A 26,697-nucleotide genomic window follows, 5' to 3' on the forward strand; every position below is an offset into this window, starting at 1 on the left:
TTCTAGTTTTTACTTTCTGGTCTGTCTTTAATCTGGGATGCTTTCAGATAGATTTTTGCTCCCTTTTTATTGATATAATATTTTTTGTTTTTACCATCGATATATACATCGGACCCATCAGGGGCCATTTTGCCTTTGTAAGTTTGATCAGCTACTTTTGAAGCTCCTTTTACAGCAACCTCGGCAGTTTTATTACCTACTTTTGTAGCCGTTTTACCAATGGCCTTACCGGTTTTATCCAGTGCCTGTCCAACGGTTTCTTTTTTCTTTTCCTGTGCATTGGAAGTAATTACTGCTGTAGTGCATAATGCCAGGCAGAGCAGTCCCGCCATAAATTTTGTTTTCATAAGTTCAATTTTCTTAGAAAACAATACCGCGGCACTTTTGTTTTAACTCAACTGTTCTGTGAGCAGGCGCATTTCAATATGGGGCGAATGTTTTTCATATAAAATGGCGTAAACTGCCCTGCTGATCGGCATATCCACTTTATATTTTTTATTGATAAAATGCATGCAGCTGGCAGCGTAATAACCCTCAGCCACCATATTCATCTCTAGCTGAGCCGATTTTACCGTATATCCCTTCCCTATCATGTTTCCGAATGTGCGGTTACGGCTAAACTGCGAATAGGCAGTCACCAGCAGATCGCCCAGGTAAGCAGATTCCATGATGTCCCTTGAAATCGGATGAACCGCATCTACAAACCGTTTGATCTCCCTGATGGCATTGGAAATTAAAACTGCCTGAAAATTATCACCATAGCCCACACCATGGCATATGCCGCTGGCCACAGCATAGATATTCTTCAATACGGCAGCGTATTCTGTACCAAATATATCATCTGAAACATTGGTTTTAATATACCTGGTATTGAGCAGGTTGGCAAAAAAGCCGGCCAACCCGACATTTACAGAGGCGATGGTCAGATAGGATAACTTTTCCAGTGCCACCTCTTCGGCATGACAAGGGCCGCTAATCACCAGAATATCTGAGAGAGGCACCTGGTATTTCTGGTTAAGGAATTCGCCGATGATCTGGTTCTCATCTGGTACAATGCCCTTAATGGCCGAGATCACCTTCTTCCCTTTAAGCTGTTCTGGCGAGATGCCAGCTAAAGTCTCTTTAAGAAAAGCGGCCGGAACATTCAATACAATATAATCTGCCTTACCAATAATAGCAGCAATGTCGTCCGAGATATTGTCTTCAGGAATTCTGATCTCTACAGAGCTCAGGTAATTTGGATTGTGCTTATATTTCTGCAGGTGTGCTATAGAATCGGCATTGCGCATCCACCAGTAAATTTCTTTAGCTGAAAAGTTATCAGAGAGCATTTTTATAATAGCAGTAGCCCAACTACCTCCACCAATCATTGCGACTTTAGGTATCATACATTATAAATAAAAAATCCCGGTTTAATGTTTTAAACCGGGACAATTTACTTATTTAAAAAGGATTGGAAAAGCCTACTTCTTACCTGGCTCAGCAAACAATTGATCCTTAGTAACTTTCTTTACTTTCGCCCCATCCTTCAGTTTGTTCTGAATGGCAGAATACGGTCCCGTTACGACTTCCTGTCCGGCTTTAAGGCCAGATTTCACGATGATGAACTGATCGTTCTGTATACCTGTGGTTACTTCTACCTGCTTAACCGTCTGATCGGCATTGTACAGGTAAACAAATTGCTTCACTTTTTTATCTGTCAGCTTATTTCTTTGTTTTTCTTCATTTTCCTGATTGCCCTGCGCCTCTTTTTTATCTTTATCCCCTTTCTTTTTGTCGTCTGTGAATACAGACTGGATCGGAACCGACAGGCCATTCACCGTTTCGCTTTCTATATCTACAGTTGCAGATAACCCCGGTCTGAATGGTGAAGGCAGGTCTTTCGCTCCACTGGTAATGTTATTATAGGAATCGGCAAGAATACGCACTTTTACATTAAAGTTGGTGACCTGGTCTACCGTACTGGTAGCTGAACCCACATCTTTAGAAGAACTGGCAATTTCGGTTACCACTCCTTTAAATTTTTTATCAGCAAAAGCGTCTACTTCAATAGAGGCCAGATCGCCCACTTTAACCCTGTTGATGTCGTTCTCGTTCACATCCACGTTTACCTCCATAGAGGAAAGATTGGAAATACGCATGATCTCGGTACCTGCATTTTGTGCAGTTCCCAGAATCCTGTCGCCCAACTCTACAGACAATTTAGAAATTACCCCGTCGACAGGTGCAAATATGGTAGCTTTGGCCAGGTTGGCACTGGCTTCCTGAACATTCGCTCCATTTTGCTCTAAATTATACTTAGCTGCCGTAAGCTCTGCCCTGGCCCGGGCCAGGTTTGTTTTTGAAGTGGTATATGCAGCCTTGGCCGCGTCAAATTCGGCCAGGGAAATCACTTTCTTATTGAACAGCTCAACATTACGTTTGTAGATGGCCTCTTCATTGGCAAAGGTACCTTCAGATTGTTTGAGCAGCTGTGCAGCCCCCGCTACACTTGCCTTCTGGGAACTGTAAGAAGCAACTGCACGGTCGTACCCTGATTTCAATACATCAGGACGAACCTTAACCAGCAGCTGCCCTTTTTTTACCACATCACCTTCCTTAACCAACAACTCGGTTACCTCGCCAGATACTTCTGAGCTCAGCTTCACTTCCGTTTCGGGCTGTATTTTTCCACTGGCCGTAACCGTTTCAATTACCTTTCTGTTGGCAGCCTTTTCTGTAGTTACCTTTTCACTTTTATCGCCCCCGATAACCCCGGTAAACACACCAATGGCCAGCAAGGCGATCACAATGCCCACTATAATTAATATGGTTTTTAGTTTCATTTTGTGTATGTTATATATATTTTCTGTGAACGTTTAAAAAACAATTTGTTTACCGAGGTAATAATCTATCACCTTTGCTTTGAACAATAAATCGTATTTAGCCCTGATCATGTCTATCTCGGCTTTATTCCTTTTGGTGAGGGAAGTACTGTAATCCAATGAATTCACCAGTCCTACATTGTAACGCTGCTCGATGACAGAAAAAGCTTCCTTTTGCGCATTAAAGGTTTTTATGGCCGATTCATTGGTACTTTCGGCAGCCTTTAAATCTGCAACTGCCTGGTAGATGATTTTGTTTAAATTATTCTTTGCCAATTGCTCATCTGCCTGTGTTTGCAAAAGGTTTATCCTTGCTTTTTTAACACTAGATCTGGCTTGGAGGCCATTAAAAATTGGTATGCTTAAGCTCAAGCCAACCCCCTTTGAAACGTTATTCTCGATCTGATCTCTGAAAGATCGATTTTGAAGATCTGCAGGCAGATTATAATTATAGTTATAGTATGAACCATAACTACCGCTAAAAGAAAGGCTGGGATACAGGTTTCCCTTCGCTACATCTATACCCTTTTTTGCAGCTGCAGTCTGAAGCGCTGCCAGTTTAATATCAGGGAAGTAAGTCAACGCCTCTGCATATATGGTTTCTGCATCATAGGCCGAATTGGATTTCGTAAAATTCGCTGCATTAGGTGCCTGAACCTCAAACCTGGTAGAAGAAGGGATATCCATTAACTGCACCAGGGTAATAAAGGAAATGGTCTGTGCGTTATCTGCATTGGTTACATCCAATTCTGCCGTAGCCACCTGCGATTTAGCTTCAGCCAGATCTGCAAGTGTTTTGTTCCCGACATCTAAAAGTGCCTGCTGCTGCTTTAATGTTTTACGGGCAACTTCCAACTGCTCCTTAGCAGCTTTTAGACGGTCTTTATTGTATAATATCTCCATATAAGAAGTTACTACACTTAAAGTAAGATCATTTTTGATCTTATCCGTGTTCATTTTACCCGCTTCGAGCAAGAGTTTATTTTGCCGGATCTGGTTGATCTTGGAAAAGCCATTGAACAGATCCACACCCAGGCCCAAGCCAGGGCTAAAACTATAATTCTGTGTATTTTCATAAATACCCGAGGTACCGGTATTGTTCCGTCCCCATGACATTCTCTGGTCAACCGATCCGTTCAAGCGAGGATACTGCGCCAATTTTGCCTGCTTAAAATTCTCTTCTGCTAAATCCTCGCTTAATTTCGATTTAGTAATCTGGAGGTTATTTTGAAGGGTCAATTCGATGGCACGTTGTACAGTTATGACTTCCTGTGCTATAGATTGCTGTGCAACTCCCGCAAGAAAAATAAAGGTTAAAGCCAGGGAAAGCTTTAATGAGGCATTATAGGAGATGATTGTCTTCATAAATTAAGTTTTTCACAATATTAGCATAAACAACTTATACATTTTGCAATTTTTGGGTACACTTATTGTAATTTCTTACTTTTGGCTATGTACCTCGTCAAATCTCCGCTTTTATTAAGATGGTATTATCCATCTTTAACCTGGAATAAAAACCGTACTCAAAAAGTTATTTATTTAACCTTTGACGATGGACCTATACCTGATGTTACAGTATTTGTTTTAAAAACTTTAAAAAGCTTTAATGCAAAGGCAACCTTTTTCTGCATAGGTGACAACATCCTTAAACATCCGGAGGTATATGAACAGATAAAAGCAGGGGGGCATCGGATTGGGAACCATACTTTTAACCATTTAAAAGGATGGAAAACTCCAGACCAGACTTACATCGAAAATTTCAGCAAATGCCAGGAGCTTACACAAACCGAATTGTTCCGCCCTCCGTATGGCCGTATCAAAAAATCCCAGATTGCAGGGCTAAGGTCTGTAAAGCCCAATACGCAGATCATCATGTGGGATGTATTAAGCGGCGATTTTGACACTGCACTTGCACCGCATAAATGCTATGAAAATGTGATTAAGCATACCAGAAATGGCTCTATTGTTGTTTTTCACGATAGCTTAAAGGCTTTTGAAAGGCTGGAATACACCCTGCCCCGGGCGTTGAAACATTTCAGCGAAAAAGGATATCAGTTTGGGGTCCTTTAGGGACCGGAAAACTTTCCGGGAGGGCTAAAGTGTCCGTTTTACACGCATTACATTATTTAGAATAGGTATAAATAATATAATGATCTGCATATGATCATCAAGGCCTGTTTTTTTTTGTAAATTCGCTACCAATTATAGTAATACTTACCCTTTTAACACATATTATCAATGGCTTTTGATATAGAAATGATCAAAAAGGTGTATGCAAACTTTGGCCCCCGTGTAGAGGCGGCCCGTAAATTAGTAGGCAGACCTTTAACACTTTCAGAAAAAATACTTTATGCCCACCTTTGGGAGGGAAATACGAACACTTCTTACAACAGGGGTGTGGATTATGTGGATTTTGCTCCTGACCGTGTGGCCATGCAAGATGCTACTGCCCAAATGGCATTGTTACAGTTTATGCAGGCTGGCCGGCCTAAAGTCGCCGTTCCTTCGACAGTACACTGCGACCACCTGATTACCGCCAAGCTTGGTGCGGCAATTGACTTGCCTGCGGCCAATACAGAAAGCAAGGAGGTGTTCGACTTTTTGTCTTCAGTATCTAACAAATATGGCATTGGTTTCTGGAAACCAGGTGCTGGTATCATCCACCAGGTAGTGTTGGAAAACTATGCTTTCCCCGGCGGTATGATGATCGGTACGGACTCACATACTGTAAATGCAGGTGGCTTGGGTATGGTGGCCATCGGTGTTGGTGGTGCTGATGCCTGTGATGTAATGGCGGGATTGCCATGGGAGCTTAAATTCCCTAAGCTGATTGGTGTTAAATTAACCGGAAAGCTAAACGGCTGGACCTCTCCAAAAGATGTAATCCTTAAAGTTGCAGGTATATTAACCGTAAAAGGTGGTACTGGCGCTATTGTTGAATATTTTGGTGATGGTGCTAAAAACCTGAGTTGTACAGGTAAAGGAACCATTTGTAACATGGGTGCCGAAATTGGTGCAACCACTTCTACTTTTGGTTACGATGAAAGCATGGAGCGCTATTTGCGCGCTACCAACAGGGCTGATGTAGCCGATGCTGCAAATGCAATAGCCGCTCACTTAACAGGTGATGCAGAAGTTTATGCAGAACCGGAAAAATATTTTGACCAGCTGATCGAGATTAACCTGTCGGAACTGGAGCCTTACCTGAATGGTCCTTTTACACCTGACCTGGCTACACCTATTTCTAAAATGAAAGAAGTAGCCGCAGCAAATGGCTGGCCTTTGAAAGTGGAATGGGGACTGATCGGTTCTTGCACCAACTCTTCTTATGAAGATTTATCAAGGGCGGCATCTATTGCCAAACAGGCGGTAGACAAAGGCTTAACTACAAAAGCGGAGTTTGGTATCAATCCGGGCTCTGAGCAGGTACGCTATACTGCAAACCGTGACGGCCTGCTGGCTACTTTTGAAGATTTAAATGCTACCATTTTTACCAATGCCTGCGGACCATGCATCGGTATGTGGGACAGGGTTGGTGCCGAAAAACAAGAAAAGAACACCATCGTTCACTCGTTTAACAGGAATTTCGCCAAACGTGCCGATGGCAACCCTAATACTTATGCCTTCGTAACTTCTCCGGAAGTGGTAGCAGCGATTGCGATTGCGGGAGATCTTGGCTTTAACCCTTTAACTGATACACTGACCAACAATAAAGGTGAGCAGGTGAAATTAGATCCGCCGAAAGGCGATGAACTACCGGTAAACGGCTATGCTGTTGAAGATGCCGGTTACCAGGAGCCCGCCAAAGATGGCAGCGGTGTACAGGTGATTGTTTCACCTACCTCACACAGGTTGCAATTGCTTGATCCCTTTGCTGCATGGGAAGGCACCGACTTAAAAGGTTTGAAATTATTGATCAAAGCTAAAGGAAAATGTACAACAGACCATATTTCTATGGCTGGTCCATGGTTGAAGTTCCGCGGTCACCTGGACAATATCTCTAACAACATGCTGATCGGTGCAGTGAACTTCTTCAATGAAAAAACTGACAACGTTAAAAACGAACTGACAGGTGAATATGGTCCAGTGCCAGCAACGCAACGTGCCTATAAAGCCGCTGGTATTGGCTCTATTGTAGTAGGTGATGAAAACTACGGTGAAGGTTCGAGCCGGGAGCATGCCGCAATGGAGCCCCGTCACCTTGGTGTGCGTGCGGTATTGGTAAAATCTTTTGCCCGTATTCATGAAACCAACCTGAAAAAACAGGGTATGCTGGGTTTAACTTTTGCAAACAAAGACGATTACGATAAAATCTTAGAAGATGACGCCATAGACATTATTGGCCTGACAACTTTTACACCGAACGTTCCGTTAACCCTGGTCCTGAACCATGCAGACGGCACTAAAGAAGAGATTGTTGTTAATCATAGCTACAATGCACAGCAAATCGAATGGTTTAAAGCAGGGGGTGCATTGAACATTATCCGCAGAGAAGCCGCTGCTAAAAACGCATAACAAACACATTCGGTTCAAATACAATGACATAAAGCCCATCCTGTTTCTTCAGGATGGGCTTTTTATTTGTGATAACCGATTTAAAGTTTACTTTTGCCGCACAAACAAATAAGATCAAACAAATTAGATTTATGAAGAAATTTCTATTGTGTGCTTTAACTGCATTCACATTTTGCAGTGTAAAAGCGCAGGAAGTAAAAAACACCATTAAAATTAATCCGTTAAGTGCATTGCTGCGTACCGGATCTGTATTCTATGAAAGAAAAGTAGACGATGGCATGTCTGTCCAACTTGGAGTAGCCTATACTGGTATCAAACTGGACGACACTAAATTTACTGGTCTTGCCGTTACACCGGAAGTACGTTTTTACCTGAAAAAACATGCACCTGCCGGTTTATATGCAGCCCCATTTTTAAGGTATCAGAATTATACGGTATCTGATGATGCAGACGAAGGTAAATATACCTCTTTTGGCGGTGGTGCCGTAATGGGCTACCAATGGGTATTCGGCAGTGGTTTTGCTTTAGATCTGTTCTTTGGCCCAAGTTATAACAACGGCAACTACAAAGCTTCATCAGGCAGTGACGAACCGGAGATCAAAGGTGGTATAGAAGGTTTCGGCCTTCGTACAGGCGTAACCATTGGTTTTGGTTTCTAAGTAGCTGTAAACTTATTTAGGCCCCGTTTTGATCTAGATCAAAACGGGGTTTTATTTTAAAACTCATTCTGGCAATTGAAACAGTGGTGTGTTTTTTTCGCATGAAATGGATAGATCATTAACAACAAAGAAACAATTACAGTAAATGGCCCGAAACGTTTTTTAGTAGCCTGTACATAACCCACATTGGAAGAACCACAGTTCGGGCAAACAGCAACAGTAGCGGCCTCGGCTTCTTCTGTTAATGGGATTTCTCCTTCCTCTGCCTGAAGGATACTTCTGGCCCGCTCCGCATCTTTTTCAAACAGGTGTAGTTTAACACCACCCAATGCCTGCGTGTACAAAGGGTTAATGGTAATGGTATTTTCATCCGAAAGAAAGCATTGTACACCACTATCCATTAATCTGGCTTTTACAATATTGGCCTCTATAGGGTTGTAAAAGGTTTCAAAAATAATGATCTTATCCATAGGTAAAGTTTGAATATAAAGATAAGAAAAGCTTTCAATGGTTCAGAAAGTCCTGAAACCAAAGTCCGGAGTCTTTAACCGTACGCTGCTGAGTCTTAAAATCAGTATACACCAGACCAAACCTGGCATTATAGCCTTCTGCCCATTCAAAATTATCCATCAGCGTCCAGGCCATATAACCAGCAATGTTCAATCCCTCGCGCTTCGCTTTTAACAAAGCAGCCAGATATTGCTGAAAATAAGCGATGCGTTCCTGATCATGCACCTGATAATTGTTCAATTTATCATGGTAAGCAGCTCCGTTTTCTGTAATCATCAGCTGCGGGATATTAGGATAAGTGGCAAATTGCCGGATAATGTTATAAAAACTATCTGGATTAATCTCCCAGCCCATAGCGGTATGTGGTTTTTTACGGTTTTTGGCCTTTACCTCCCAGGCCTGAACTACCGGGATGAAAGCATTGTATTTAATCGTTAGCGGAAAATAATTCTGTATGCCAATGAAGTCGAAATCGAAAGTAAGCCGTTCGGTATGGCGCCAGGTAGAATGCTGGATGGAAAAACGTTCCATAACCTCCCAACCGGCCGTTGGGTATCCCATGCCCAATGCCGGCTCTATAAATAAACGGTTCATCAGGCAGTCTACACGTTTAGCCGCCAGCAGGTCGGCCTCGCTGTGTGTATGCGGGATAATTTCGGAACAGGAAAAGCTGGTACCAATATTGGCCTCTTTAACTTCTGCCCTCAGAATCCTGCCCCCATCCGCCTGTGCAATTGCGGTATGGTGCACTGCCGAAAAGAAATTGGTAAGCCCGGTCTTGCCTGGTGCATGCACACCGAGCATATAACCTAAAGAGGTAAAGCCAAAGGGTTCGTTCAGTACAATCCAGTTTTTTACCTTATCTCCATATTCTTTTGCGCAAACACTCACAAAATGATTAAAACTGTTATTTATTGAAAATGCGGTCCAGCCCCCCTCCTCTTCCAACGCATGGGGCAGGTCCCAATGGTATAAAGTCACATAAGGCACGATGCCCTGCCGCAGGCATTCATCAATTAGCTGATGATAAAACAAAATGCCTTCTTTATTCACACGCCCTTTACCATCAGGGAGAATCCGGGGCCAGGAGATGGAAAATCGGAATACCTTAAAACCAAGCAACTTAACCAGCTCAACATCTGCTTTATAGCTATGGTAAAAGTCACAGGCTGTAGTTGGCAGATGTCCTTTTTTAATTTTCCCCTGCCGTTTAGAGAAGGTATCCCAGATAGATAATCCTTTACCATATGCTTCGGCCGCACCCTCAACCTGCGCTGCCGCCGTAGCTACGCCCCATATAAAATCGCTTCCAAAATCAGAGGCCTTGATCATATTTTTTTCTATAGCGGGCAATATGGCAATTGCATATTAAGTTAACGTTAAGCCAATCTCCTTTAATAATAAAGCGGCATTAAAAGTACTGCAAGGGCCATGTTTTAATTTATAATCAAAGTTCATCTCCCCTTCAGAAATCTGTATATCGAAATGATAGTTCCTGATCTGCCGGGGGTAACTATCCTCCATTTCAGACAATTGCAGGTCATGTGTAGCAAACAACGCGGGCATATTTTGTTCGATGAGTTTTTCTATAAACACTTTTGAACCCAGGTATTTGTCTTTACTGTTTGTACCCCTCAGCATTTCGTCGATCAGCACAAATGAATTCGGGTGCTGCTGTATCCCATCCAGGATCATTTTAAGCCTGTTCAGCTCGGCTTTAAAGGTAGAAGTGTGATCGTTTAATGAGTCTTTGATACGCATATAGGAAAGGACCTTGAAAATAGACAGTGACAACCGATCGGCACATACCGGTGCACCGGCGAATGCGAGCGACATATTAATCCCAACAGTACGCAAAAAAGTACTTTTTCCAGCCATGTTAGAACCGGTTATAATGTCAACCGTAGGTTTTTCTGCTACATCAAAACTATTCACGACACGTGCTTTCTCACGAATCAGCGGATGACCAAGGTTTAAAGCCTTCAGCTGGAATGTATCTTCAATTAACGGAAAATTCCAGCCCGCCTGGTTATGGCTCAATGTAGCGAAGGAAATCAGTTCTTCAAACCTGCTGATCCGCTGCAGGCCCTTTATTACAGCTATGGCCGACTGATCGTGCCAGTTACTCAGGGCAATGGAACACCTGAGGTCCCACAGCAGGAAAAAATTGAGCACAGCACCCACTATAACATTTAACCTGGCATCAAAATTCTGAATAATGGTAGCTAGCTTTTTGATCTGCGCACTTATGGGTTTACCCGAAAACGATTTGTCAAAAAACCCGAGGATATAGGGCGAATTCCAATTTACATCTTCTGTCCATTTGACGCTATCGGCAAAGGCACTCAGCAAATTGGATTCCCTGCTAAAGCCGTTATATACTTTATTGATCTGCCCAAGCTTAAAAAAGGTAAGCCCGGCGTTGGCAAGCAGCAGAAGTGCAAAAAACTGCCACAAAAGTCCTCCAAACCCTATACACAGGGCCAGCATGCCCAGGGTTACAAAAGGGACAAGCTTCACATAAAGGCGAAGTGTGCGGTTGCGGGTAAAACCAAGCTGGCCAGGCAACTGGTTTTGTAATTTATCTTTAATCACTTTTAGCTGACCAGGCTTATGGCCCTGCAATTCGGCCCGGAAGTGAAAAGTCTGCGCTATATGGGTCTTTAGTTCTGCTATAGCCTCCTGTCTTTGCAGAATCGTCAGTTTATCATTAGGGCCACCCAGATTAGCGGCCAGCATATCGAGCGCCTCGATGGTATTGCACCTGTTAACAAAAGAATACAGTGAACCCGGCCCGAAGATATCCAGGTCGGATGAATAGGGATGGTACTCATCGGCATAGGCCGAGCCATCGTCATATCCATTTTTACCGGTACTAAGCTGGTTAATCTCGTTCTGATAAACCCAAAGCAGCTGGCCTGCATACGTTAACTGCCGCTGAACGAAGGTTTGCTTTTTTACCAGGAACAGGAACAAAACCAGGGGAATCAGTAGCAATACACCAAAAAACCACTCAAAGCCAAAATTAATGATCAGCGCAACAATCAGAATTTCGGCGATAAAGAGGCCCAAACGGGCAAACGAAATTTTATTTAATTTACGTCTCAGTTCATCTATCAGCTGTTGCTGTTGTATGGTTTTGTTTTGATAGTCTGCTTTTACCATTATATTTGAAATTCCTTAATAATTGATTGCTTTAACTTTTGACCGCAGTTAAGTTAAGATGTTACGGGCACCGGGAACGTCTTTAAGGCTTAAAGATAAACAATATGAAGATAACCCTGCTTGTTATAGGCAAAACGGAAGATAAATACCTGATTGAAGGCATAGATAAATATCTAAGCAGGCTGAAACATTATATTGGCTTTAACCTGCTGGTGGTACCGGATATTAAAAACACGAAAAACCTGACCGAGGCACAGCAAAAAACAAAAGAGGCTGAGCTGATCCTGAAACAGATCAGTAATCCGGATATGGTTATTCTTCTGGATGAAAGGGGAAAAAAATACAGTTCTGTTTCCTTTTCAAATTATTTAAACAAACAGATGATCGGAAGCGTTCAGCATTTGGTGTTTATAATTGGAGGACCATATGGTTTTGACGAAAGTATTTACAAAAGGTCCAATGGCAGCATATCACTTTCCGATATGACTTTCTCTCATCAAATGGTGCGGTTGTTTTTTGTAGAGCAGCTTTACAGGGCCTTCAGCATATTAAAGGGCGAGCCCTATCATCACGAATAAATTAAAAACGGCTTGTGGAAACTTCATCCACAAATCATCATGATATAAAAGGAGGTTATTATGCGTTTACCATCGGAGTATAAAAGGAATTACAAATTTAAAAGTGATACAAAAAAAGACAGGTTCAGCTATATCATTGCTATTCTCATATCCATCATTGCATTTTTGCTGATATGGTATTTAGCTTAAACCACAAAAGCCACCTTTAAGGTGGCTTTTGTGGTTTATTGCAGGGATTGCCTACACTCCCTTTTTACTCGTCATATTGGCTTTTTTAGCTGGCTGCGCAGTTTTACTCGGCGCTTTGGCATTTGCTGCCGGTTTAGGTGTAGCTTTAGGCTTTTTCTCTACCTTATCTTCAGCCTTTACATTTTCGCCTTCCGCAGCTGGTGCCGCTTCACTGAACAATGGCAGGTCTTTAAGCAGGTGGTACCAGCTCACGATCTTTTTCATGTCTGAAGCATATACCTTCTCTTCATCATGACCTGGAGCCACTTCTTTAAAAAATGCCCTCAATGCAGTTGTTTCTGCTTTTACATCAGGAACATTCCCTTTAGCAGCAACCATATTGGCCAGAACATCCGTTAATTTCAGATCCTCATCCTCGCCATATACGGTAATGTCTTCCAGTGATGCCAGCTTGGTTGTAGTGATATTGGCTACAATTTTAACTTTCTGGGCATCCAGACCTTCAAGAACGTATCCTGCTTTGTTCTGACCTACAAGTTTAAACAAACCTGGTCTGCCAGATACTGCTACTATTCCTCTTAAATTCATATTAATCTTCTATTACTTCGATACCTAAAATTTTATCACCTTGTCTGATACTGTCCACAACATCAACATTTTCTATTACCTTACCAAAGCAGGTATGGTTTCTGTCAAGATGGGCGGTATTGTCTCTGCTGTGGCAGATAAAAAACTGAGAACCGCCTGTATTTCTTCCGGCATGTGCCATAGATAATACACCACGATCGTGATATTGGTTGTCCCCTGTCAGTTCGCAATCAATTTTGTAGCCGGGACCACCAGCACCTGTTCCGGTAGGATCACCACCCTGAACAACAAAATTAGGGATTACCCTATGAAAAGTTACTCCGTTATAAAAACCTTCGCTGGCTAATTTTTTAAAGTTAGCAACTGTATTTGGGGCATCCTGATCATAGAACTGAACAGTCATATCACCTTTCTCTGTTTTAATTATTGCTTTGCTCATGATATTTTTTGTGTAAAAAGCAAAAATAGTAAAATCAAATGATTAGAAAAGACGAATGATGTTAAAAAGCGTTAATTCTTCAATATCCACATGATCTGGTTGGTATCATCGCTTCCTCCGTACTGGCTCTGCACCGCAGCATCCATATTTGCAGAGTTATAGCTTAGCTCATTTGAAGGATAAAGCCAGCGCAGCGGAAATTTGGAAGAAGGGGTATTTAGATTGGTGGTGCTGTTTAACGTAAATACAGGATAACCGGTACGGCGGTTCTCAAACCAGGCGAAATATTTACCACCTTGTAAAAAGTTGGCCAGATATTTCTGGGTAACGATCTGCGCAATCTGCTGTTCATTGGTCCCGGTTAATGCAACCCCTGCTGTAGCCGGAAAGGCATTGATATAGGTGACATCCATCTTCATGTTGTGGTGATAATCGGTCAGATCGGGCGTGTAAGCAGCAATAAAATTCATGGAATTAATGATTCCTGCAGCATAGTAGGTTTGCGCGGGAGTACCTATAATCCATCCCCGTACAGCAGCTTCGGCCAGGAGAAACTGCTGGTCCCAATAACTGAATACGCTAACAGGCTCAGCATTTACCAGCTGTACATAACGGTTGTTCAGGTCGGCATAATCCTTTCCTACCCTCCTGGTTTGCAAAGCCGAAAAAGCATCAGAAGGCTCGACGCCAGGATAGGCAGCGTAGTCAGTTTGTGAAACCCCTGCGCTTATCTTTACAGGAGAAGGCTTGGCATAATAAAACAAACGCCTGTCGTTTGTAGCTTTCATAGGCGCCAGCAGGGTATTCGTAAGCATCGTATAGTTCGACTTTACAAACGAGTTACCAGAACCTGCCGGAACATCAGACCAGGGATAGTTTTGTCCGGCGGTGTTGTTATAGGCCAATGCAAAATTATCCTTGTAATCGCGCATCAATGGGCGGGTTGCCACGATATCTTTAAAACGCTCAATTACTTTCAGGTCTGCATCCCCGGTTTTCTTGTACAGATTCATCAATACATGGAGTTCAAAGCTGTTGGTCAGTCGTCTCCAATTATCAGTTTTACCTCCATAAATTGGATCTCCATCAAAATTTGCGCCTTCTGAAAACAGTTGGTTCGCCTGATCGAGCTCGTTTAGAATGCCTAGAAATACGGCTTTCTGTGTATCGTATTTAGGCTTTATCGTACCACTTTCACCTTTTACGGCATCAGAATAAGGCACATCACCTACCTGCATGGTAGTGTTAAAAAATTGCCATGCCCGCACAAAATGCCCCAGGGCCTGGTACGATTTCCTTAAGGCATCGCTCGTAGCATATCCTTCCATAGGTGAAATATTCCGCAAGAGCGTAAGCCGATTGAAATCTGTACGCCCTAAACGGTTATATTGAAAACTTTCCTGACCCTCACCCCAGGTTAGGTACTTGCCCAATAAAAAAGGCTGCATAAAGCCTTTTGTGGTACTGATATCTGAACGGGTTATATTCAGAATCATGGTACTAGCCAGCATTGCCGAATTTACCTGTGTAGTTTCATTGGGATTGGTATTGATCTCTTCGAATTTTTTACAGCCACTGGTAAATGCGATACCTGTGATCAGTGTACATATTAAAAAATTTCTTTTCATCATCTTAATTGATTAATGTAAATATTTAAGCCGGTTTCAATTAAAAACCTAATCTGAAGTTAAAACCTACCATACGTGAAGATGGAGAATTTAGATTCTCGGTATCTATATCAGGATCTGAAAATTTAAAGTTGGTCAGCAACAAAAGGTTCTGCCCCGTGACAGTGAATGACGCTGTTTTTGCCCCCAGTTTTTTTGCGAGTTTAGAAGGGAAGCTATATCCTAGAGAAACTTCACGAAGCTTCACAAAAGTTTCATCCTGTATGCCCATATCTCCTCCTCTAAAATTCTGTGCAAAATCCTGGTAGCCCACCTGCACATCATTTGGTGCATATTGTCGGGTATCGCTGGTAATATTGCCATACTTATCGTATTTCACTTCACCAGAAATCACCTTAACACCTTTTCCTACATAATTATTCAAACCGTTTACCACCTGGTCATATCGATACTGGTTATCCGATTCGGGATTGGTACCGGTATCCCACATTTTATCGTACATATAGTTGTACATTAAGCCGCCGATCCGGCCGTCTATATTGATACCCAGGTTCCAGTTTTTATATCTGAAATTATTGATAAAACCAAAGCTGAAATCGGGTTCCCCGTATCCATACTTTTTATTGTAATCACTTTCAACAGGCATGCCATTATTGTAAATGACATTACCATCAGGATCTCTAAGCCAGTATGAGCTGGTATAGGTGTCCAATCTTTGCCCTTTTTTTACCCATAAATTATCAGGAGAATAAAGCGGACTAATATTGTCATAATACCGGTGCTGGTTGGACCAGTTTACGATGCTATTCCATTCAAAGCTATCTTTTTTAATGATGGTACCATCCAGGCTGATTTCCAGTCCACGGCGGGTGTAGGTTTCATCGGTATTTACGAGGATGGTAGAAAAACCGGATGAACCGGGTATGTCTATATTTATCTGCCTGTTAAAATAGTACTTATTAAAATAAGCTACGTCAAAGTGCAGACGTTTGCCAAACATATAACCCGCTGTTCCAATCTCCCAGGTACGGAAAGAACTTGGCAGCAGTCCCTCACCAATCAATTTCGACGGATAACTGGCAGCGTTCAAGGTATTCCAGGCAGCGGTGGTCGTTACATAGGTTTTATTAATGTCAAATGGATCGAATGCACTTTTAAACAAAGTCCATGAACCTCTCAATTTAAACATATCAATAACTCTTGGTAACTTTACCAGTTCAGAAAGCACTACACTTGAGCCAAGTGAAGGATAAAAGTAAGTTCTGGAAGTGGCCGGCTGGCTTGAATTCCAATCGCCCCTTCCGGTCGCATCAAAAAAAACTGCATCGTTCCATCCTATGGATGTACGTCCATAAACACTATTGATCTGCTGAGCCCAGTTTCTTCCGGCGTCAAAAGTTGTTGTAATTGGTTCAACCGAACCTTTTAAAGAAAAATACCTTGGTGAAATCAGTCCGTTTTTAGTAGTTGCTGTAATGTCATCTTTATTATAATAAAACAACGTTCCGCCCGCAAGTGCACTCACGGCCCATTTACTTATTTTCTTATTGTAGGTCAGGATCAGGTCGTTGTTGGTCGACATACCGGTACGGTCATTCACCTGGTACATTCCTCTTGCATTCCAGCCACCGCGGGTTGAGAAAATATTGGCAGTGGGGTTTTGCTTGGTAATCCGGTCATTAAAATTATCATACCCCAAACGCAGCATCAGGTTGAGGTCATTACTGAATTTGTAATTGGCCGTCACACTGGCATTCATCTTATTTTTTGTCTCTCCGTTTAATTTCTCATTGGCAATTAAGTACGGGTTGTCATACCAGTTTGTGTACATCCAGTTCTGAGTTTTATCCGGCACTACCCAATAGTCCTTATAATCACGGATGTCATATTCTGTACCTGTCCACATCACCAGCTGGTAAAGATAGCCCTGATTGTCGTAGCCACTGCCCCACATTTGCGGGGTACTGCCCCTGCTCAATCCAAAGCGGCCTTCTATTTTAAAACGGTCGTTTATTTTGATTTCCCCACCCGAGGTAAAATTCATCAGGTTCAGTTTCTGGTTAGGGAACTGACCTTTTTGAAAAATATGATTCAATCCTATCCTAAAACTGCCGTTTTCCGTACTTTGTGCAAGGGAAATGTTATTATTGGTAATGATCCCAGTATTCATAAAATTCTTCAGGTTGTCTTTTCCTACAGAAAGGAGAGGACGTCCATCTTCAAACTGTTTGGTTTCGGGGTTCCAGTCGCGCGCTGTATTGCCTACATCCAACCTCGGTCCCCAAACATAGTCGTTGTCAATCTCCCCGTTCTGTCCACGCCCATAAGAACTTTGTACTTCAGGAATAGCAAGATACCCCAACTGGAACATGGTATTGCTGTTCACATCAACAGAAAAACCCGTACCTGCCGCCCCCTTTTTTGTGGTAATCATTAGAACACCCCCCTTAGCACGCGACCCATATAAAGAAGAAGCTGTCGGCCCTTTAAGCAAATCCATACTTTCAATATCATCGGTGGGCACATCTCTTAACGTCATATTCTCATAAGGGACCCCGTCAATAACCAGCAAAGCGCTTTCTCCCCTTAATTCGATTGTAGGCCTGGCATTAAATTCGGTTGAATTTTTAATCACTAGCCCAGAAACCCTCCCTGTAAGCGAAGTACCAAGGTCTACCCCTTTTACTGTCTGCAAATCTTTCCCTGAAACCTTTTGCACCGCATATCCCAACGCTTTCTCCGATCTTTTGACACCAAGCGCAGTTACGACAACTTCTGTCAGGTCCTGCAATTCAGCATCCAGCACAATATTCAGTGTACCTGTCCCAGCATTTACAGTAATTTCCTTGCTTACATAGCCCAGAAATTTAACTACGATCACATCGCCTTCCTTTGCATCCAGGTTAAACTCTCCGGCGGCATTTGTTGAAGTCCCTTTGCCGGATCCTTTGATTACCACAGACGCTCCCGGTAAAGGATTGCCTTCCTTATCCACTACCCTTCCTTTGATGTTGATGGCAGAGAACATATTACTGAGAAATCCGATCAGTCCGGGTTTTTCCCTTCTGACTACAATGGTCCGGTTAACGATCGTATAGGAAAACGGCCTGTTTTTAAACATCAGGTCCAGTGTTTCTTCGATGCTGGCATCTTTTACGAAAATGTTGATCTTCCCCTCCTGCCTGATCAGTTTATTGTTGTAAAAAAAAGTAAAGCCACTTTGCTTTCTTATATTTCCAAAAAGACTGCTGAAAGTGGCATTCTTTTCAGCAAGGGTAATCTTCTGTGAGTAGCCATCGGCCGACACCTGCAAGCAGCCAACGATAAGTAAGATTACGACGAGTTTCATTACCCTACATAAATTAAAATTCATATTTTTGAATGTTTTGGTTAATCCATTAATTATTTAACAAGGTATTTTCTGCGATCGGCCGGAACGTAGTTCCAGACTATAAAGGATGGGACAAGCCGGATCCTGTTGTCACCAGGGTCCGGTTATTTTCCTTCAATAAGATCTGATGGTTCTGGTAATTATTTTTTCATCTGCTGTTTGTTTTTAAGTTTATATCTGGTTCTTTGTTTTTATCTGGTTACGATCAGCTTCCTGTTCTCTATTTTAAAATGCAGCCCGCCTCCGTATTCCAGCACTTTCAGGGCGTCTGACAACCTCACTGTGCGCGGAATATCACCTACAAATTCATCATCCATTCTGCTTACCTGGTAAACTACATCCACATCATACCAGCGCGACAATTGCCGCATTACGGTTGGAAGATTGTCATTCTCAAAATGGAAATAACCATTTTTCCAGGCCATTACCTGTTCTATTTTTCCAGGCACTACGGTTATTTTTCCAGGCAAATAATTGTTTATGCGCGACTGCTGGCCAGGAGTTATGGTTACAGTTTTGACACCCGACTGCACTTTCACACTTCCCTCCAGCAAGGTAGTCCTGATCTCCTCTTCATCGGTATAGCTGTTGATATTGAAATGTGTGCCCAGCACTTCTACCTCCTGCCCTTTGCTCTCTACAATAAAAGGCAAACGCCTCCCTTTATAATTCATCTTCGCTACTTCGAAGTAGGCTTCTCCGGTCAACAGTACCCTGCGCTCTTTAACGCCTGAAAATGCCTGAGGAAACTGTATTGAAGAAGCTGAGTTCAACCATACTTTAGTCCCATCGGGTAAGGTAAATTGATAGGTACCACCACGGGGAGTACTGGCTTTCAGCAATGCGCCTTCGGGTGCAGTTCCGGTAGATGAGGCCTGAATGGCACTACCATCATTATAACTTAAGCCTTGTGCATCTACCACAACGCCCTTCTTTGCATCACTCAGGCTTATTGTTTTGCCATTTGCCAGCCTTAACACGGCTATATTTTTACCAGGTTCAGCATCCTTCCCGGCAAGGACCAGATTGGCTTTATTGTGGTTATACCTTGTAAGGTACCAACCTGCCCCTATAGCCAACAAGCATATTGCAGCAGCTGTTGCTGCAATATGCTTGTAACGATAGCTTTTTTTTCGTTGCAACGGCAATGTAGCGCCCAATACTACCGAAGCCCTTTCAAAATCGGGGGGCATCATATCGGTATCGTCTGCCTGCCGCATCGCATCCAGATACCAGCTCTCCACAATAGCCTTTTCTTCTGCGCTGCAGGTACCATTTGCATACCGTTCAATTAATCCTTTAGCTATTTCGTTTTCCATATTTACACAACTGCACTAACAGCCATTTGAGGTTATGACGAACAGCTGGAATCAAAGTGGTAGATTTTTAAGAAAATATTTTATTGAGCAGCAGAAATACCTGGCCTACTCCGATTACCAGTACTAGATGGAGCTTTAAACGCAATATTTTAATCGCGTTATGCACCTGTTTTTTTACTGTGCCTTCAGCCACATTGGTCATTTCAGAAATCTCTTTGTACGAAAGATGGTGTTTACGGCTCAATTCAAATATCTTGCGCATTTTTGCCGGGAGTTTTGCTACCTCCATTTCAATGCGGTTGATCAGTTCCTTTTCCCGGATGATATCTTCTGTAAGAAACTCACCCTTGTCGTAAAATTCCTGAAGATTCGCCAGGTAATTGGTTCTTACCTTGTTCCTGTTGATCAGGTCGATCACTTTATTCCGTGTGGCAGAATATAAGAATGACCGGATAGAAGTCGTAAAAACGGTTTCAGCTGATTTGGCCCAAAGCGCTGTAAAAATATCCTGTACCACATCAATGGCCTCATCATCATCCCTCAGCATTTTTCGGCTATGCCTGAACATCAGCGGCCAGTACCTGTCGTAAATTTCAGTATAGGCCATGCCATCGCCTTCCTTTAATAAGGTTGCCAGTTCCTGATCAGTATAAGCGCTGTAAGCGGCCATCGTCGTAATTTATTCTTAAAATTAGTCAAACATCTTCAATTAAAGTTAATTAATTTTCACCTCAATGTTAACTAATCTTCAGCGATACTACGAAGCCCCTACAGTCTGTACACTACATGGGCAACAGGCCGTCTTTTACCAGCTGATCTACCAGTACTTTTGGATAAGTGTTTACAAAATTATCTATGGAACCAGGGTTAACGGTTTGCGACTGGGCCGACCAGATCAGTTTGTTGCTGTCTATGTCGTACAGATTGGTTTCCATGAAATAAGTTTTATCTGTTACATAATAACCTGGTTCATAAAACATAGGACCCCAGTAGTTGTAATAACTGTAAAAACCACCGTACCACCTGTAATATGGAAAAGGCGCGTAGCCTCTTGTACCGGGCACATAGCGTGTTTCACTGTTTTTATCGATCATAGATATCGTCATGATATAGTTTGCGCCGGAATTTTTGATCTTTGATAACAATTGTTTTTCAGGCGGTATCTTTTTATAGAACTCCGGATTAAAGTACTCATTCCCTTTTACGGTTCTTACGTTCTTCTGGCTTAGCAAAGCTGTAAAACCATTTTCAAGTTCAGTCCTGACTTTTATATTCCTGGTTAATGATGTAATAAAGACCGTTTGGCCACCCAACATTTTTCCTTTTGCACCACTATCTACCCACGATCCGGTAACCCTTGTTATCGGACTACAAGCCCACATCATCCCACTTACCAGCAAAATGACGCCTAATGTTATTCGTTTCATAACCAATGTTTTATAATTAAACACGCGCAAGCAGAAAAGGTTTAGTAACAAAGCGGTAAAAAGCTCGTTACAGGCAGCCTAAACCAGGATTGATTTGGCCCCCATTCGCTACAATTTACTTTTTTTAATAGCGTTATATCGTTACATTCGTACCAATGCCCATTTTATGACCGCCAAACGAATCCCAATCTTGTTTTTTTTGCTCTGCTGTAGCATGGTAATAAAAGCCTCCTCCATTCTTATTTATATGGATGAAGATCAGAAGAACCATTTAAAAGCCTATGGAATTGCCTATTGGAGCATTAAACAGCAGGCCGATGTAAGCTGGCTTTTAAATTACCGGGGAGGTAGCTTTTTAGTGAAATACAATAAGATGGTAGAGGATGAATGTAAGGCCAGGGGTGTTTCATACCAGGTTCTGGCCGATGCCAAAGTAACCGGAATACTGAACGAAATCAGTGACCCACAGGTAAATATGGAAATGGTAAAACTGGAAAAAGCGCCAAAAATTGCCGTCTATTCGCCCAAAAGCAAATTGCCCTGGGACGATGCCGTAACCCTGGTGCTTACCTATGCCGAAATACCCTATGATGTGCTATACGATGACGAAGTGTTAAAAGACAAATTAAGCGGCTATGATTGGTTGCATATGCACCATGAAGATTTCACGGGGCAATATGGCCGTTTCTGGGCCTCCTTCAGAAACGCCACCTGGTACAGGGAGGATGTGAAAAACCAGGAAGCCGCCGCCAAAAGAAATGGTTTTAAAAAAGTTTCTGAGCTGAAGCTTGCGGTAGCAAAACGGATAAAAGAATTCTGTGCCGGCGGAGGCTTTCTTTTTGCCATGTGCTCTGGTACCGACAGCTTCGATATCGCCCTCAGCGCCGAAGGCGTAGACATTTGTGAAAGGATGTTTGATGGTGATGCGGCCGACCCACAGGCACAGGCAAAGATCAACTTTAACCGGACTTTCGCCTTTAAGGATTTTATGCTGGACCTGGACCCTTCCAATTACGAATTTTCGGACATTGATGTCACACAGACCAGGAGCAGGGAATTAAACCAAAGCAATGATTTCTTTACCTTATTTGATTTTTCGGCCAAATGGGACCTGGTACCCACCATGCTCACGCAAAATCATGACAAAGTGATAAAGGGTTTTATGGGGCAGACCACGGCCTTCAGGAAACGCCTGGTAAAACCCAGCATTACCGTACTTGGTGAAAACAAAGGCGCCGAGGAAGTCAGGTATTTAAACGGAGAAATAGGCAAGGGTCAGTTTACCTTTTATGGGGGGCATGATCCGGAAGATTATAAACACGAGGTGGGCGACCCGCCAACAGACCTGAACCTGCACCCCAATTCTCCCGGGTACCGCTTGATCCTGAACAACGTACTGTTCCCCGCAGCCAAGAAGAAACCGCAGAAAACTTAATCGTAAAAATTCCACTGCACCCCAAACTTGAACAACATGCGGTCCTGCATCGGATACCGGTTAATGGTATAGTACCCTTTACTAGGGAAACCCTGGTTCACATAGTCGCATTTCACAAACAGGTTTGCTTTTCTCAGACTGGCTTTTACCCAAACATCCACAATCGGGGTACTTTCAAATGTCTTGCTGTCTGCACCGATAAAAAACTGGCTCGAGGCTGGCGAGTAAGCATAGTTTTTGTAAGGTGAATTGTAACGGATGTCAAAGCCGACATTGGTTTTGAGTGCTTTAAAGAAAGTTTGATTGATATAAAAAGTATTGAAGGTATACACCTCCGGTGTACGCAATATGTCAGGATTATCTGTTTTCTGATAAACCAGGTAGCTTTCCAGGTTAAATTTACCCCAACGGAACTTTTTACCGATGGCAATTTTTAAGAGGTTAACACTGCTGCCCAGCTGAACTGGCATTAGGGTTAGCGTATCGGTTCTTGTAGTTGTAGTCTGCATGTCTAAAGCTCTCGATTTAAAATACAGATAATTGGTGATGAGGTAGTATTGCGCCGTAGCATCCAGTTTCAGCCGCTCATTCAGGTATTTAAAGGAGAAATTGATCGTTTTGGTTCGATCAAAGCTGTTACCATTCTTGTCGCCCAGCCAGTTGTAATGGTTTCCAACAAAACGGTTATAAATCTCTTCCGGGGATTTGTTCTGGAAATAAGCGCCCAGCACCACCCTGCCTACCGAATTACTGAGCAGCACATTGCTCTTAGCCTCATACAAAAAATCGCCGGTATGTCTACCCTGAAAAATCTGTTCCACATCCAGGTTCAGGTCTATCCGGTTGCTAAACCTGTAGCCTGCCGAGCCTAGTAAAGTGATGTTTTGAAAAGTAGAATTGTATTTATAAAAATTGGTGGTATCGGGATACTGGCCCAGTTGTGTATAATTATAGTAATCGTGCCGGATGCCCGCATCTACCTTTAATTCATTTTTAATGATAGAACTGGATTTTGCCCTTAGAAAAAAACTATATACAAACTCATTTTGAATGTGCTTGTAAAAGGTACTGTCGTTCGTAAAACTCGGATCGGCAAAACCTTCCGGAATTACAGAACTATCGTCATCTTCATTTTTCTGAAATGCATAGGAACGTTTATCGTATTTAAATGTATAGGCAATTTTATTCGTTGGCAAGATCTTATCCGATATTTCCTGGGCAAGACTGTCTATACGCCCAACAAAATAGGTTTGTTTGAGCATAAAAGAACCCTGTCGCCATATTTGCCTGGCATTGTTTAAGCGCACCCTTTCGGCTATCCGGTTTAGGCCCAGCTGGCCTTCGGTGGTAAAAATATCATCATTACCCACTGAACCATTTTCAGCTGCCTTCAAAGTATTGAATATGGCATTGCTCCATAAATTATAACGTTTATTGGGCGATTCGTACCAGGTGAACAATGCCCCGTTCAAATCGTCGCCCCTTTGACGGGCATAGATACCATTGGCACCAATCCGGTTAAAATTTGCGCCCACATTAAAGTTTTTCTTCACATTCTGGGAGTGGATCACTTTAAAAACCTGTTCTGCATCTCCCGCCGCCACATAATACAAACTGGTAAAAGGCGTCCTGGCCTTATAGTATTTAATGTCGTCCTGGGTCATGGCATAATAATCCAATGCGTGAAAGCCGGCATCAAAACCAATTGTTTTTGAAGGTTCAAACAGCATGGGCATAGCTGCCAATCCCAGGTTACCGGTACCTACCGTAGGTCTTCTTGGCTGTACAAGCACACTAAAGTTCTGAAAGCCATTTAAGCTCGTATCCAATGCCAGCGTTTGAATGCTGTCTTTTGTAAGCTTTAGCGTCGTATAACGAACATATTTAGATGTAAATACCACAGAGTCGATCCCTCCTTCCTCTTTCTTACGCAAAGAATCCAGTTCCTTGTTCTCCCTGACTGTAGTTTTTAAATCCTGCGCATACAAATGCCCGGTACTTAAACCTGCAAGCAAAAGAACAAATAAAACAATGCGTCTATACATTATAGCGTCGAAATTAACTGGCTCAATATCTTAGTCATTTTGGGTTCAGCAGCACTTGCAGTCTCCAGGATCTCGTCCAGGCTAACAGGCTGCAGCTCTTCAGGAAAACCTTCATCTGTCAATACAGAGATGGCAAATACAGGCACACTCATATGATTGGCTACAATAACTTCAGGCACGGTGCTCATTCCTACTGCATCTCCTCCTATGACCCTTAAATATTTATATTCTGCTCTTGTTTCCAGGTTTGGGCCTGTTACAGACACATATACACCCTGATGACAAGTAATACCTTCTTTTTCAGCAATCTGCATTGCACTTGCAATGAGTTTACGACTGTAGGGTTGGCTCATATCCGGAAACCTTGGCCCCATATCGGCATCATTATGCCCTCTCAAAGGGCTCTCCGGCTGCAGATTGATGTGGTCGTTAATGATCATCAGATCACCTTTCTTGAAATCAGGGTTCAAAGAGCCTGCAGCATTCGATACAAAAAGACAATGTATCCCCAGGGCCTTCATTGCCCTGATCGGAAAAGTGATCTGCTGCATACTATACCCCTCGTAATAGTGCAAACGGCCCTGCATTGCCATTACCCGCTTGCCTTTAAGCGTTCCAAAAATCAGCTTCCCGGAATGGAACTCTAAAGTAGAGATTGGAAAATTAGGGATATTGGAATACATTAAACTGAATTCGATTTCCATCTCCGTTACAAGCCCCCCAAGGCCCGTTCCTAAAACAATTCCAATCTCGGGCTGGAAATTATTGGTTTTGCGCTTTATATATTCAACGGTTTCGTGTAGTGCCTGAAACATAATTTAAAATCTTTTGATCAAATGTAGCTTTATCTTTTTCCTGCAGCTCAATTTTAATGGGCAAATAAAAGACCGGTAAATTTAACAGTAATTCTTTTAAAGTAACAGCTAATAAACGCTGTGCATCCTTTTCTGTTGTGATGATGATCTTTTCTTTTGAACCTTCACTTTGAAACGCATTAACCAGCTGCTCGATATTTTGCCTGCTGAACGGGTAGTGATCGGGATAATTGTGCTGTACAATATGTTTTGAGTATCCTTTTAAATGTACCAGTAAAGGTCCCGGATTGGCTATTCCGGTAAGTAAAAACACCCTTGTATCAGCACTAATGGCATCACAAGACTGTTCCGCACCCGAAAACAGGTGCTTCAGGTTTCCATAGCTGATAAAAGAAAAGAATAGTCCGCCGGCCGGCATATTTCCAAAATTTTTGACGCAGGCTGCGGTTTCCATGGCGTCAGACCTTTCCGGAGCTTTGGTAACCAGTAGTGACTGCGCCCGCTTGTAGCCATCAAAGGGCTCTCTTAGATTCCCGGCAGGCAGCAGAAACTGCCAGCTCAGTAATTTCTCATACTCAAAAAGCAAAATACTGAACCCTGGTTTCACTTTCCTGTGCTGGTAGGCATCATCTAAAATAATCAGGTCATGGCTATCTTTTAGCCGATTGATTCCATAAACGCGGTCTTCACATACCGCTACGGTAACATGCCTGAATTTACTGTAAAACTGCATGGGCTCATCACCAATGGTTAGTGCATTGGCATTTTCATCTGCCAGTATAAATCCCCTCGTTTTCCGGCCATAGCCTCTGCTCAGTATGGCAACTTTATAATCCTTTAACAAACGAACCAGGTATTCGGTTACCGGAGTCTTACCGGAGCCGCCAACCACCAGGTTCCCCACACAAATTACAGGCAGGTCAAAACTGGTAGACTTAAACAGCCCGATGTCATAGCATTTATTTCTGCACACCACTACGATGCCGTAAAGGACAGAAAAGGGAAGCAACAGTAAGCGCAGGTATTTTATCATATTCAGCATTCAAAAATAGGAATTATTAAGCGCCTTATAAGTATTACCCGCGTAATAAAAAATTACCTTACCTTTGTAAAAAATAACTTATTATACC

General features: G+C 42.6%; 22 protein-coding genes. 5 read left to right on the top strand and 17 right to left on the bottom strand.

The genetic code is table 11. The features are described from left to right. Positions 1–2 precede the first annotated feature (2 nt). The 4 genes from B9A91_RS06920 to B9A91_RS06935 form a co-directional block, all read right to left on the bottom strand. Positions 3–347 carry a hypothetical protein gene (locus B9A91_RS06920; RefSeq protein WP_084237640.1) on the bottom strand — a complete coding sequence of 115 codons (345 nt, stop codon included), beginning with the start codon at positions 345–347 and terminating at the stop codon, positions 3–5. Between the two features lie 42 nt (positions 348–389). Next, positions 390–1,388 carry an NAD(P)H-dependent glycerol-3-phosphate dehydrogenase gene (locus B9A91_RS06925; RefSeq protein WP_084237641.1) on the bottom strand — a complete coding sequence of 333 codons (999 nt, stop codon included), beginning with the start codon at positions 1,386–1,388 and terminating at the stop codon, positions 390–392. 75 nt (positions 1,389–1,463) lie between these two features. Further along, positions 1,464–2,825: an efflux RND transporter periplasmic adaptor subunit gene (locus B9A91_RS06930; RefSeq protein WP_084237642.1), complete on the bottom strand. Its 1,362-nt coding sequence runs from the start codon at positions 2,823–2,825 to the stop codon at positions 1,464–1,466. Positions 2,826–2,858: 33 nt separating this feature from the next. After that, complete coding sequence (locus tag B9A91_RS06935) at positions 2,859–4,229, bottom strand: TolC family protein (RefSeq protein WP_084237643.1); 1,371 nt, start codon at positions 4,227–4,229, stop codon at positions 2,859–2,861. A gap of 87 nt (positions 4,230–4,316) precedes the next feature. Here B9A91_RS06935 and B9A91_RS06940 point away from each other — a divergent pair, with 87 nt between their 5' ends. The 3 genes from B9A91_RS06940 (at position 4,317) to B9A91_RS06950 (ending at position 8,038) form a co-directional block, all read left to right on the top strand. Further along, a complete protein-coding gene (locus tag B9A91_RS06940; protein WP_084237644.1) occupies positions 4,317–4,934 on the top strand; it encodes a polysaccharide deacetylase family protein in 618 nt (205 codons plus the stop codon). A gap of 168 nt (positions 4,935–5,102) precedes the next feature. Further along, on the top strand, positions 5,103–7,379 hold the full coding sequence (locus B9A91_RS06945) for an aconitate hydratase (RefSeq protein ID WP_084237645.1): 2,277 nt from the start codon (positions 5,103–5,105) through the stop codon (positions 7,377–7,379). Positions 7,380–7,510: 131 nt separating this feature from the next. Then, positions 7,511–8,038, top strand: a complete 528-nt coding sequence (locus tag B9A91_RS06950) for a DUF3575 domain-containing protein (RefSeq protein ID WP_084237646.1) — start codon at positions 7,511–7,513, stop codon at positions 8,036–8,038. Between the two features lie 56 nt (positions 8,039–8,094). On the opposite strand, the gene B9A91_RS06955 is transcribed toward B9A91_RS06950, so the two are convergent. From B9A91_RS06955 to B9A91_RS06965, 3 genes are read right to left on the bottom strand one after another with little or no spacing between them, the layout of a single operon-like run. Next, positions 8,095–8,508 carry a putative signal transducing protein gene (locus B9A91_RS06955; protein WP_084237647.1) on the bottom strand — a complete coding sequence of 138 codons (414 nt, stop codon included), beginning with the start codon at positions 8,506–8,508 and terminating at the stop codon, positions 8,095–8,097. 34 nt (positions 8,509–8,542) lie between these two features. Then, on the bottom strand, positions 8,543–9,880 hold the full coding sequence (locus tag B9A91_RS06960; protein ID WP_084237648.1) for a GH1 family beta-glucosidase: 1,338 nt from the start codon (positions 9,878–9,880) through the stop codon (positions 8,543–8,545). Positions 9,881–9,916: 36 nt separating this feature from the next. Beyond that, positions 9,917–11,713 carry a MutS-related protein gene (locus tag B9A91_RS06965; RefSeq protein WP_084237649.1) on the bottom strand — a complete coding sequence of 599 codons (1,797 nt, stop codon included), beginning with the start codon at positions 11,711–11,713 and terminating at the stop codon, positions 9,917–9,919. Positions 11,714–11,817: 104 nt separating this feature from the next. On the opposite strand from B9A91_RS06965, the gene rlmH reads away from it, so the two are divergent. Beyond that, the gene (rlmH, locus tag B9A91_RS06970) at positions 11,818–12,291 is read left to right on the top strand and encodes a 23S rRNA (pseudouridine(1915)-N(3))-methyltransferase RlmH (protein ID WP_084237650.1); all 474 of its coding nucleotides are present in this window, start codon (positions 11,818–11,820) and stop codon (positions 12,289–12,291) included. A 240-nt stretch (positions 12,292–12,531) separates the two neighbouring features. On the opposite strand, the gene B9A91_RS06975 is transcribed toward rlmH, so the two are convergent. The 7 genes from B9A91_RS06975 to B9A91_RS07005 form a co-directional block, all read right to left on the bottom strand. Continuing rightward, positions 12,532–13,068: a DUF5606 family protein gene (locus tag B9A91_RS06975; RefSeq protein ID WP_084237651.1), complete on the bottom strand. Its 537-nt coding sequence runs from the start codon at positions 13,066–13,068 to the stop codon at positions 12,532–12,534. Position 13,069: 1 nt separating this feature from the next. Beyond that, positions 13,070–13,507, bottom strand: coding sequence for a peptidylprolyl isomerase (locus tag B9A91_RS06980; protein WP_084237652.1), 438 nt, complete (start codon positions 13,505–13,507; stop codon positions 13,070–13,072). A 71-nt stretch (positions 13,508–13,578) separates the two neighbouring features. Next, on the bottom strand, positions 13,579–15,138 hold the full coding sequence (locus tag B9A91_RS06985; RefSeq protein ID WP_200815608.1) for a SusD/RagB family nutrient-binding outer membrane lipoprotein: 1,560 nt from the start codon (positions 15,136–15,138) through the stop codon (positions 13,579–13,581). A gap of 37 nt (positions 15,139–15,175) precedes the next feature. Next, the gene (locus B9A91_RS06990) at positions 15,176–18,484 is read right to left on the bottom strand and encodes a SusC/RagA family TonB-linked outer membrane protein (RefSeq protein ID WP_200815609.1); all 3,309 of its coding nucleotides are present in this window, start codon (positions 18,482–18,484) and stop codon (positions 15,176–15,178) included. Between the two features lie 233 nt (positions 18,485–18,717). Then, positions 18,718–19,845: a FecR family protein gene (locus B9A91_RS06995; RefSeq protein ID WP_084237655.1), complete on the bottom strand. Its 1,128-nt coding sequence runs from the start codon at positions 19,843–19,845 to the stop codon at positions 18,718–18,720. Between the two features lie 67 nt (positions 19,846–19,912). Then, the gene (locus tag B9A91_RS07000) at positions 19,913–20,515 is read right to left on the bottom strand and encodes an RNA polymerase sigma factor (RefSeq protein WP_084237656.1); all 603 of its coding nucleotides are present in this window, start codon (positions 20,513–20,515) and stop codon (positions 19,913–19,915) included. Between the two features lie 112 nt (positions 20,516–20,627). Beyond that, entirely contained in the window at positions 20,628–21,272 is a 645-nt protein-coding gene (locus tag B9A91_RS07005) for a DUF4136 domain-containing protein (protein WP_144008879.1), read from the bottom strand. A 214-nt stretch (positions 21,273–21,486) separates the two neighbouring features. On the opposite strand from B9A91_RS07005, the gene B9A91_RS07010 reads away from it, so the two are divergent. Beyond that, the gene (locus B9A91_RS07010; protein WP_200815610.1) at positions 21,487–22,707 is read left to right on the top strand and encodes an asparagine synthetase B; all 1,221 of its coding nucleotides are present in this window, start codon (positions 21,487–21,489) and stop codon (positions 22,705–22,707) included. Here the strand turns inward: B9A91_RS07010 and B9A91_RS07015 are convergent. From B9A91_RS07015 to lpxK, 3 genes are read right to left on the bottom strand one after another with little or no spacing between them, the layout of a single operon-like run. Next, positions 22,704–24,752 carry a putative porin gene (locus tag B9A91_RS07015; RefSeq protein WP_084237659.1) on the bottom strand — a complete coding sequence of 683 codons (2,049 nt, stop codon included), beginning with the start codon at positions 24,750–24,752 and terminating at the stop codon, positions 22,704–22,706. The two genes, B9A91_RS07010 and B9A91_RS07015, sit on opposite strands and share 4 nt — an antisense overlap. Next, positions 24,752–25,567: a purine-nucleoside phosphorylase gene (locus tag B9A91_RS07020; protein WP_084237660.1), complete on the bottom strand. Its 816-nt coding sequence runs from the start codon at positions 25,565–25,567 to the stop codon at positions 24,752–24,754. Before B9A91_RS07020 ends, B9A91_RS07015 begins: the two co-directional genes overlap by 1 nt. Next, positions 25,539–26,609 carry a tetraacyldisaccharide 4'-kinase gene (gene lpxK, locus B9A91_RS07025; protein WP_235012483.1) on the bottom strand — a complete coding sequence of 357 codons (1,071 nt, stop codon included), beginning with the start codon at positions 26,607–26,609 and terminating at the stop codon, positions 25,539–25,541. Before lpxK ends, B9A91_RS07020 begins: the two co-directional genes overlap by 29 nt. Positions 26,610–26,697: the final 88 nt, after the last annotated feature.

It is taken from the genome of Pedobacter africanus (assembly GCF_900176535.1).
In the GTDB taxonomy this organism is placed as follows: domain Bacteria; phylum Bacteroidota; class Bacteroidia; order Sphingobacteriales; family Sphingobacteriaceae; genus Pedobacter; species Pedobacter africanus.

What these genes read in the sequence shown, in the direction of transcription:
- B9A91_RS06920 (WP_084237640.1), bottom strand. Translation starts at nt 347, where the DNA reads ATGAAAACAAAATTTATGGCGGGACTGCTCTGCCTGGCATTATGCACT.
- B9A91_RS06925 (WP_084237641.1), bottom strand. Translation starts at nt 1,388, where the DNA reads ATGATACCTAAAGTCGCAATGATTGGTGGAGGTAGTTGGGCTACTGCT.
- B9A91_RS06930 (WP_084237642.1), bottom strand. Translation starts at nt 2,825, where the DNA reads ATGAAACTAAAAACCATATTAATTATAGTGGGCATTGTGATCGCCTTG.
- B9A91_RS06935 (WP_084237643.1), bottom strand. Translation starts at nt 4,229, where the DNA reads ATGAAGACAATCATCTCCTATAATGCCTCATTAAAGCTTTCCCTGGCT.
- B9A91_RS06940 (WP_084237644.1), top strand. Translation starts at nt 4,317, where the DNA reads ATGTACCTCGTCAAATCTCCGCTTTTATTAAGATGGTATTATCCATCT.
- B9A91_RS06945 (WP_084237645.1), top strand. Translation starts at nt 5,103, where the DNA reads ATGGCTTTTGATATAGAAATGATCAAAAAGGTGTATGCAAACTTTGGC.
- B9A91_RS06950 (WP_084237646.1), top strand. Translation starts at nt 7,511, where the DNA reads ATGAAGAAATTTCTATTGTGTGCTTTAACTGCATTCACATTTTGCAGT.
- B9A91_RS06955 (WP_084237647.1), bottom strand. Translation starts at nt 8,508, where the DNA reads ATGGATAAGATCATTATTTTTGAAACCTTTTACAACCCTATAGAGGCC.
- B9A91_RS06960 (WP_084237648.1), bottom strand. Translation starts at nt 9,880, where the DNA reads ATGATCAAGGCCTCTGATTTTGGAAGCGATTTTATATGGGGCGTAGCT.
- B9A91_RS06965 (WP_084237649.1), bottom strand. Translation starts at nt 11,713, where the DNA reads ATGGTAAAAGCAGACTATCAAAACAAAACCATACAACAGCAACAGCTG.
- rlmH (WP_084237650.1), top strand. Translation starts at nt 11,818, where the DNA reads ATGAAGATAACCCTGCTTGTTATAGGCAAAACGGAAGATAAATACCTG.
- B9A91_RS06975 (WP_084237651.1), bottom strand. Translation starts at nt 13,068, where the DNA reads ATGAATTTAAGAGGAATAGTAGCAGTATCTGGCAGACCAGGTTTGTTT.
- B9A91_RS06980 (WP_084237652.1), bottom strand. Translation starts at nt 13,507, where the DNA reads ATGAGCAAAGCAATAATTAAAACAGAGAAAGGTGATATGACTGTTCAG.
- B9A91_RS06985 (WP_200815608.1), bottom strand. Translation starts at nt 15,138, where the DNA reads ATGATGAAAAGAAATTTTTTAATATGTACACTGATCACAGGTATCGCA.
- B9A91_RS06990 (WP_200815609.1), bottom strand. Translation starts at nt 18,484, where the DNA reads ATGAAACTCGTCGTAATCTTACTTATCGTTGGCTGCTTGCAGGTGTCG.
- B9A91_RS06995 (WP_084237655.1), bottom strand. Translation starts at nt 19,845, where the DNA reads ATGGAAAACGAAATAGCTAAAGGATTAATTGAACGGTATGCAAATGGT.
- B9A91_RS07000 (WP_084237656.1), bottom strand. Translation starts at nt 20,515, where the DNA reads ATGGCCGCTTACAGCGCTTATACTGATCAGGAACTGGCAACCTTATTA.
- B9A91_RS07005 (WP_144008879.1), bottom strand. Translation starts at nt 21,272, where the DNA reads ATGAAACGAATAACATTAGGCGTCATTTTGCTGGTAAGTGGGATGATG.
- B9A91_RS07010 (WP_200815610.1), top strand. Translation starts at nt 21,487, where the DNA reads ATGGTAATAAAAGCCTCCTCCATTCTTATTTATATGGATGAAGATCAG.
- B9A91_RS07015 (WP_084237659.1), bottom strand. Translation starts at nt 24,752, where the DNA reads ATGTATAGACGCATTGTTTTATTTGTTCTTTTGCTTGCAGGTTTAAGT.
- B9A91_RS07020 (WP_084237660.1), bottom strand. Translation starts at nt 25,567, where the DNA reads ATGTTTCAGGCACTACACGAAACCGTTGAATATATAAAGCGCAAAACC.
- lpxK (WP_235012483.1), bottom strand. Translation starts at nt 26,609, where the DNA reads ATGCTGAATATGATAAAATACCTGCGCTTACTGTTGCTTCCCTTTTCT.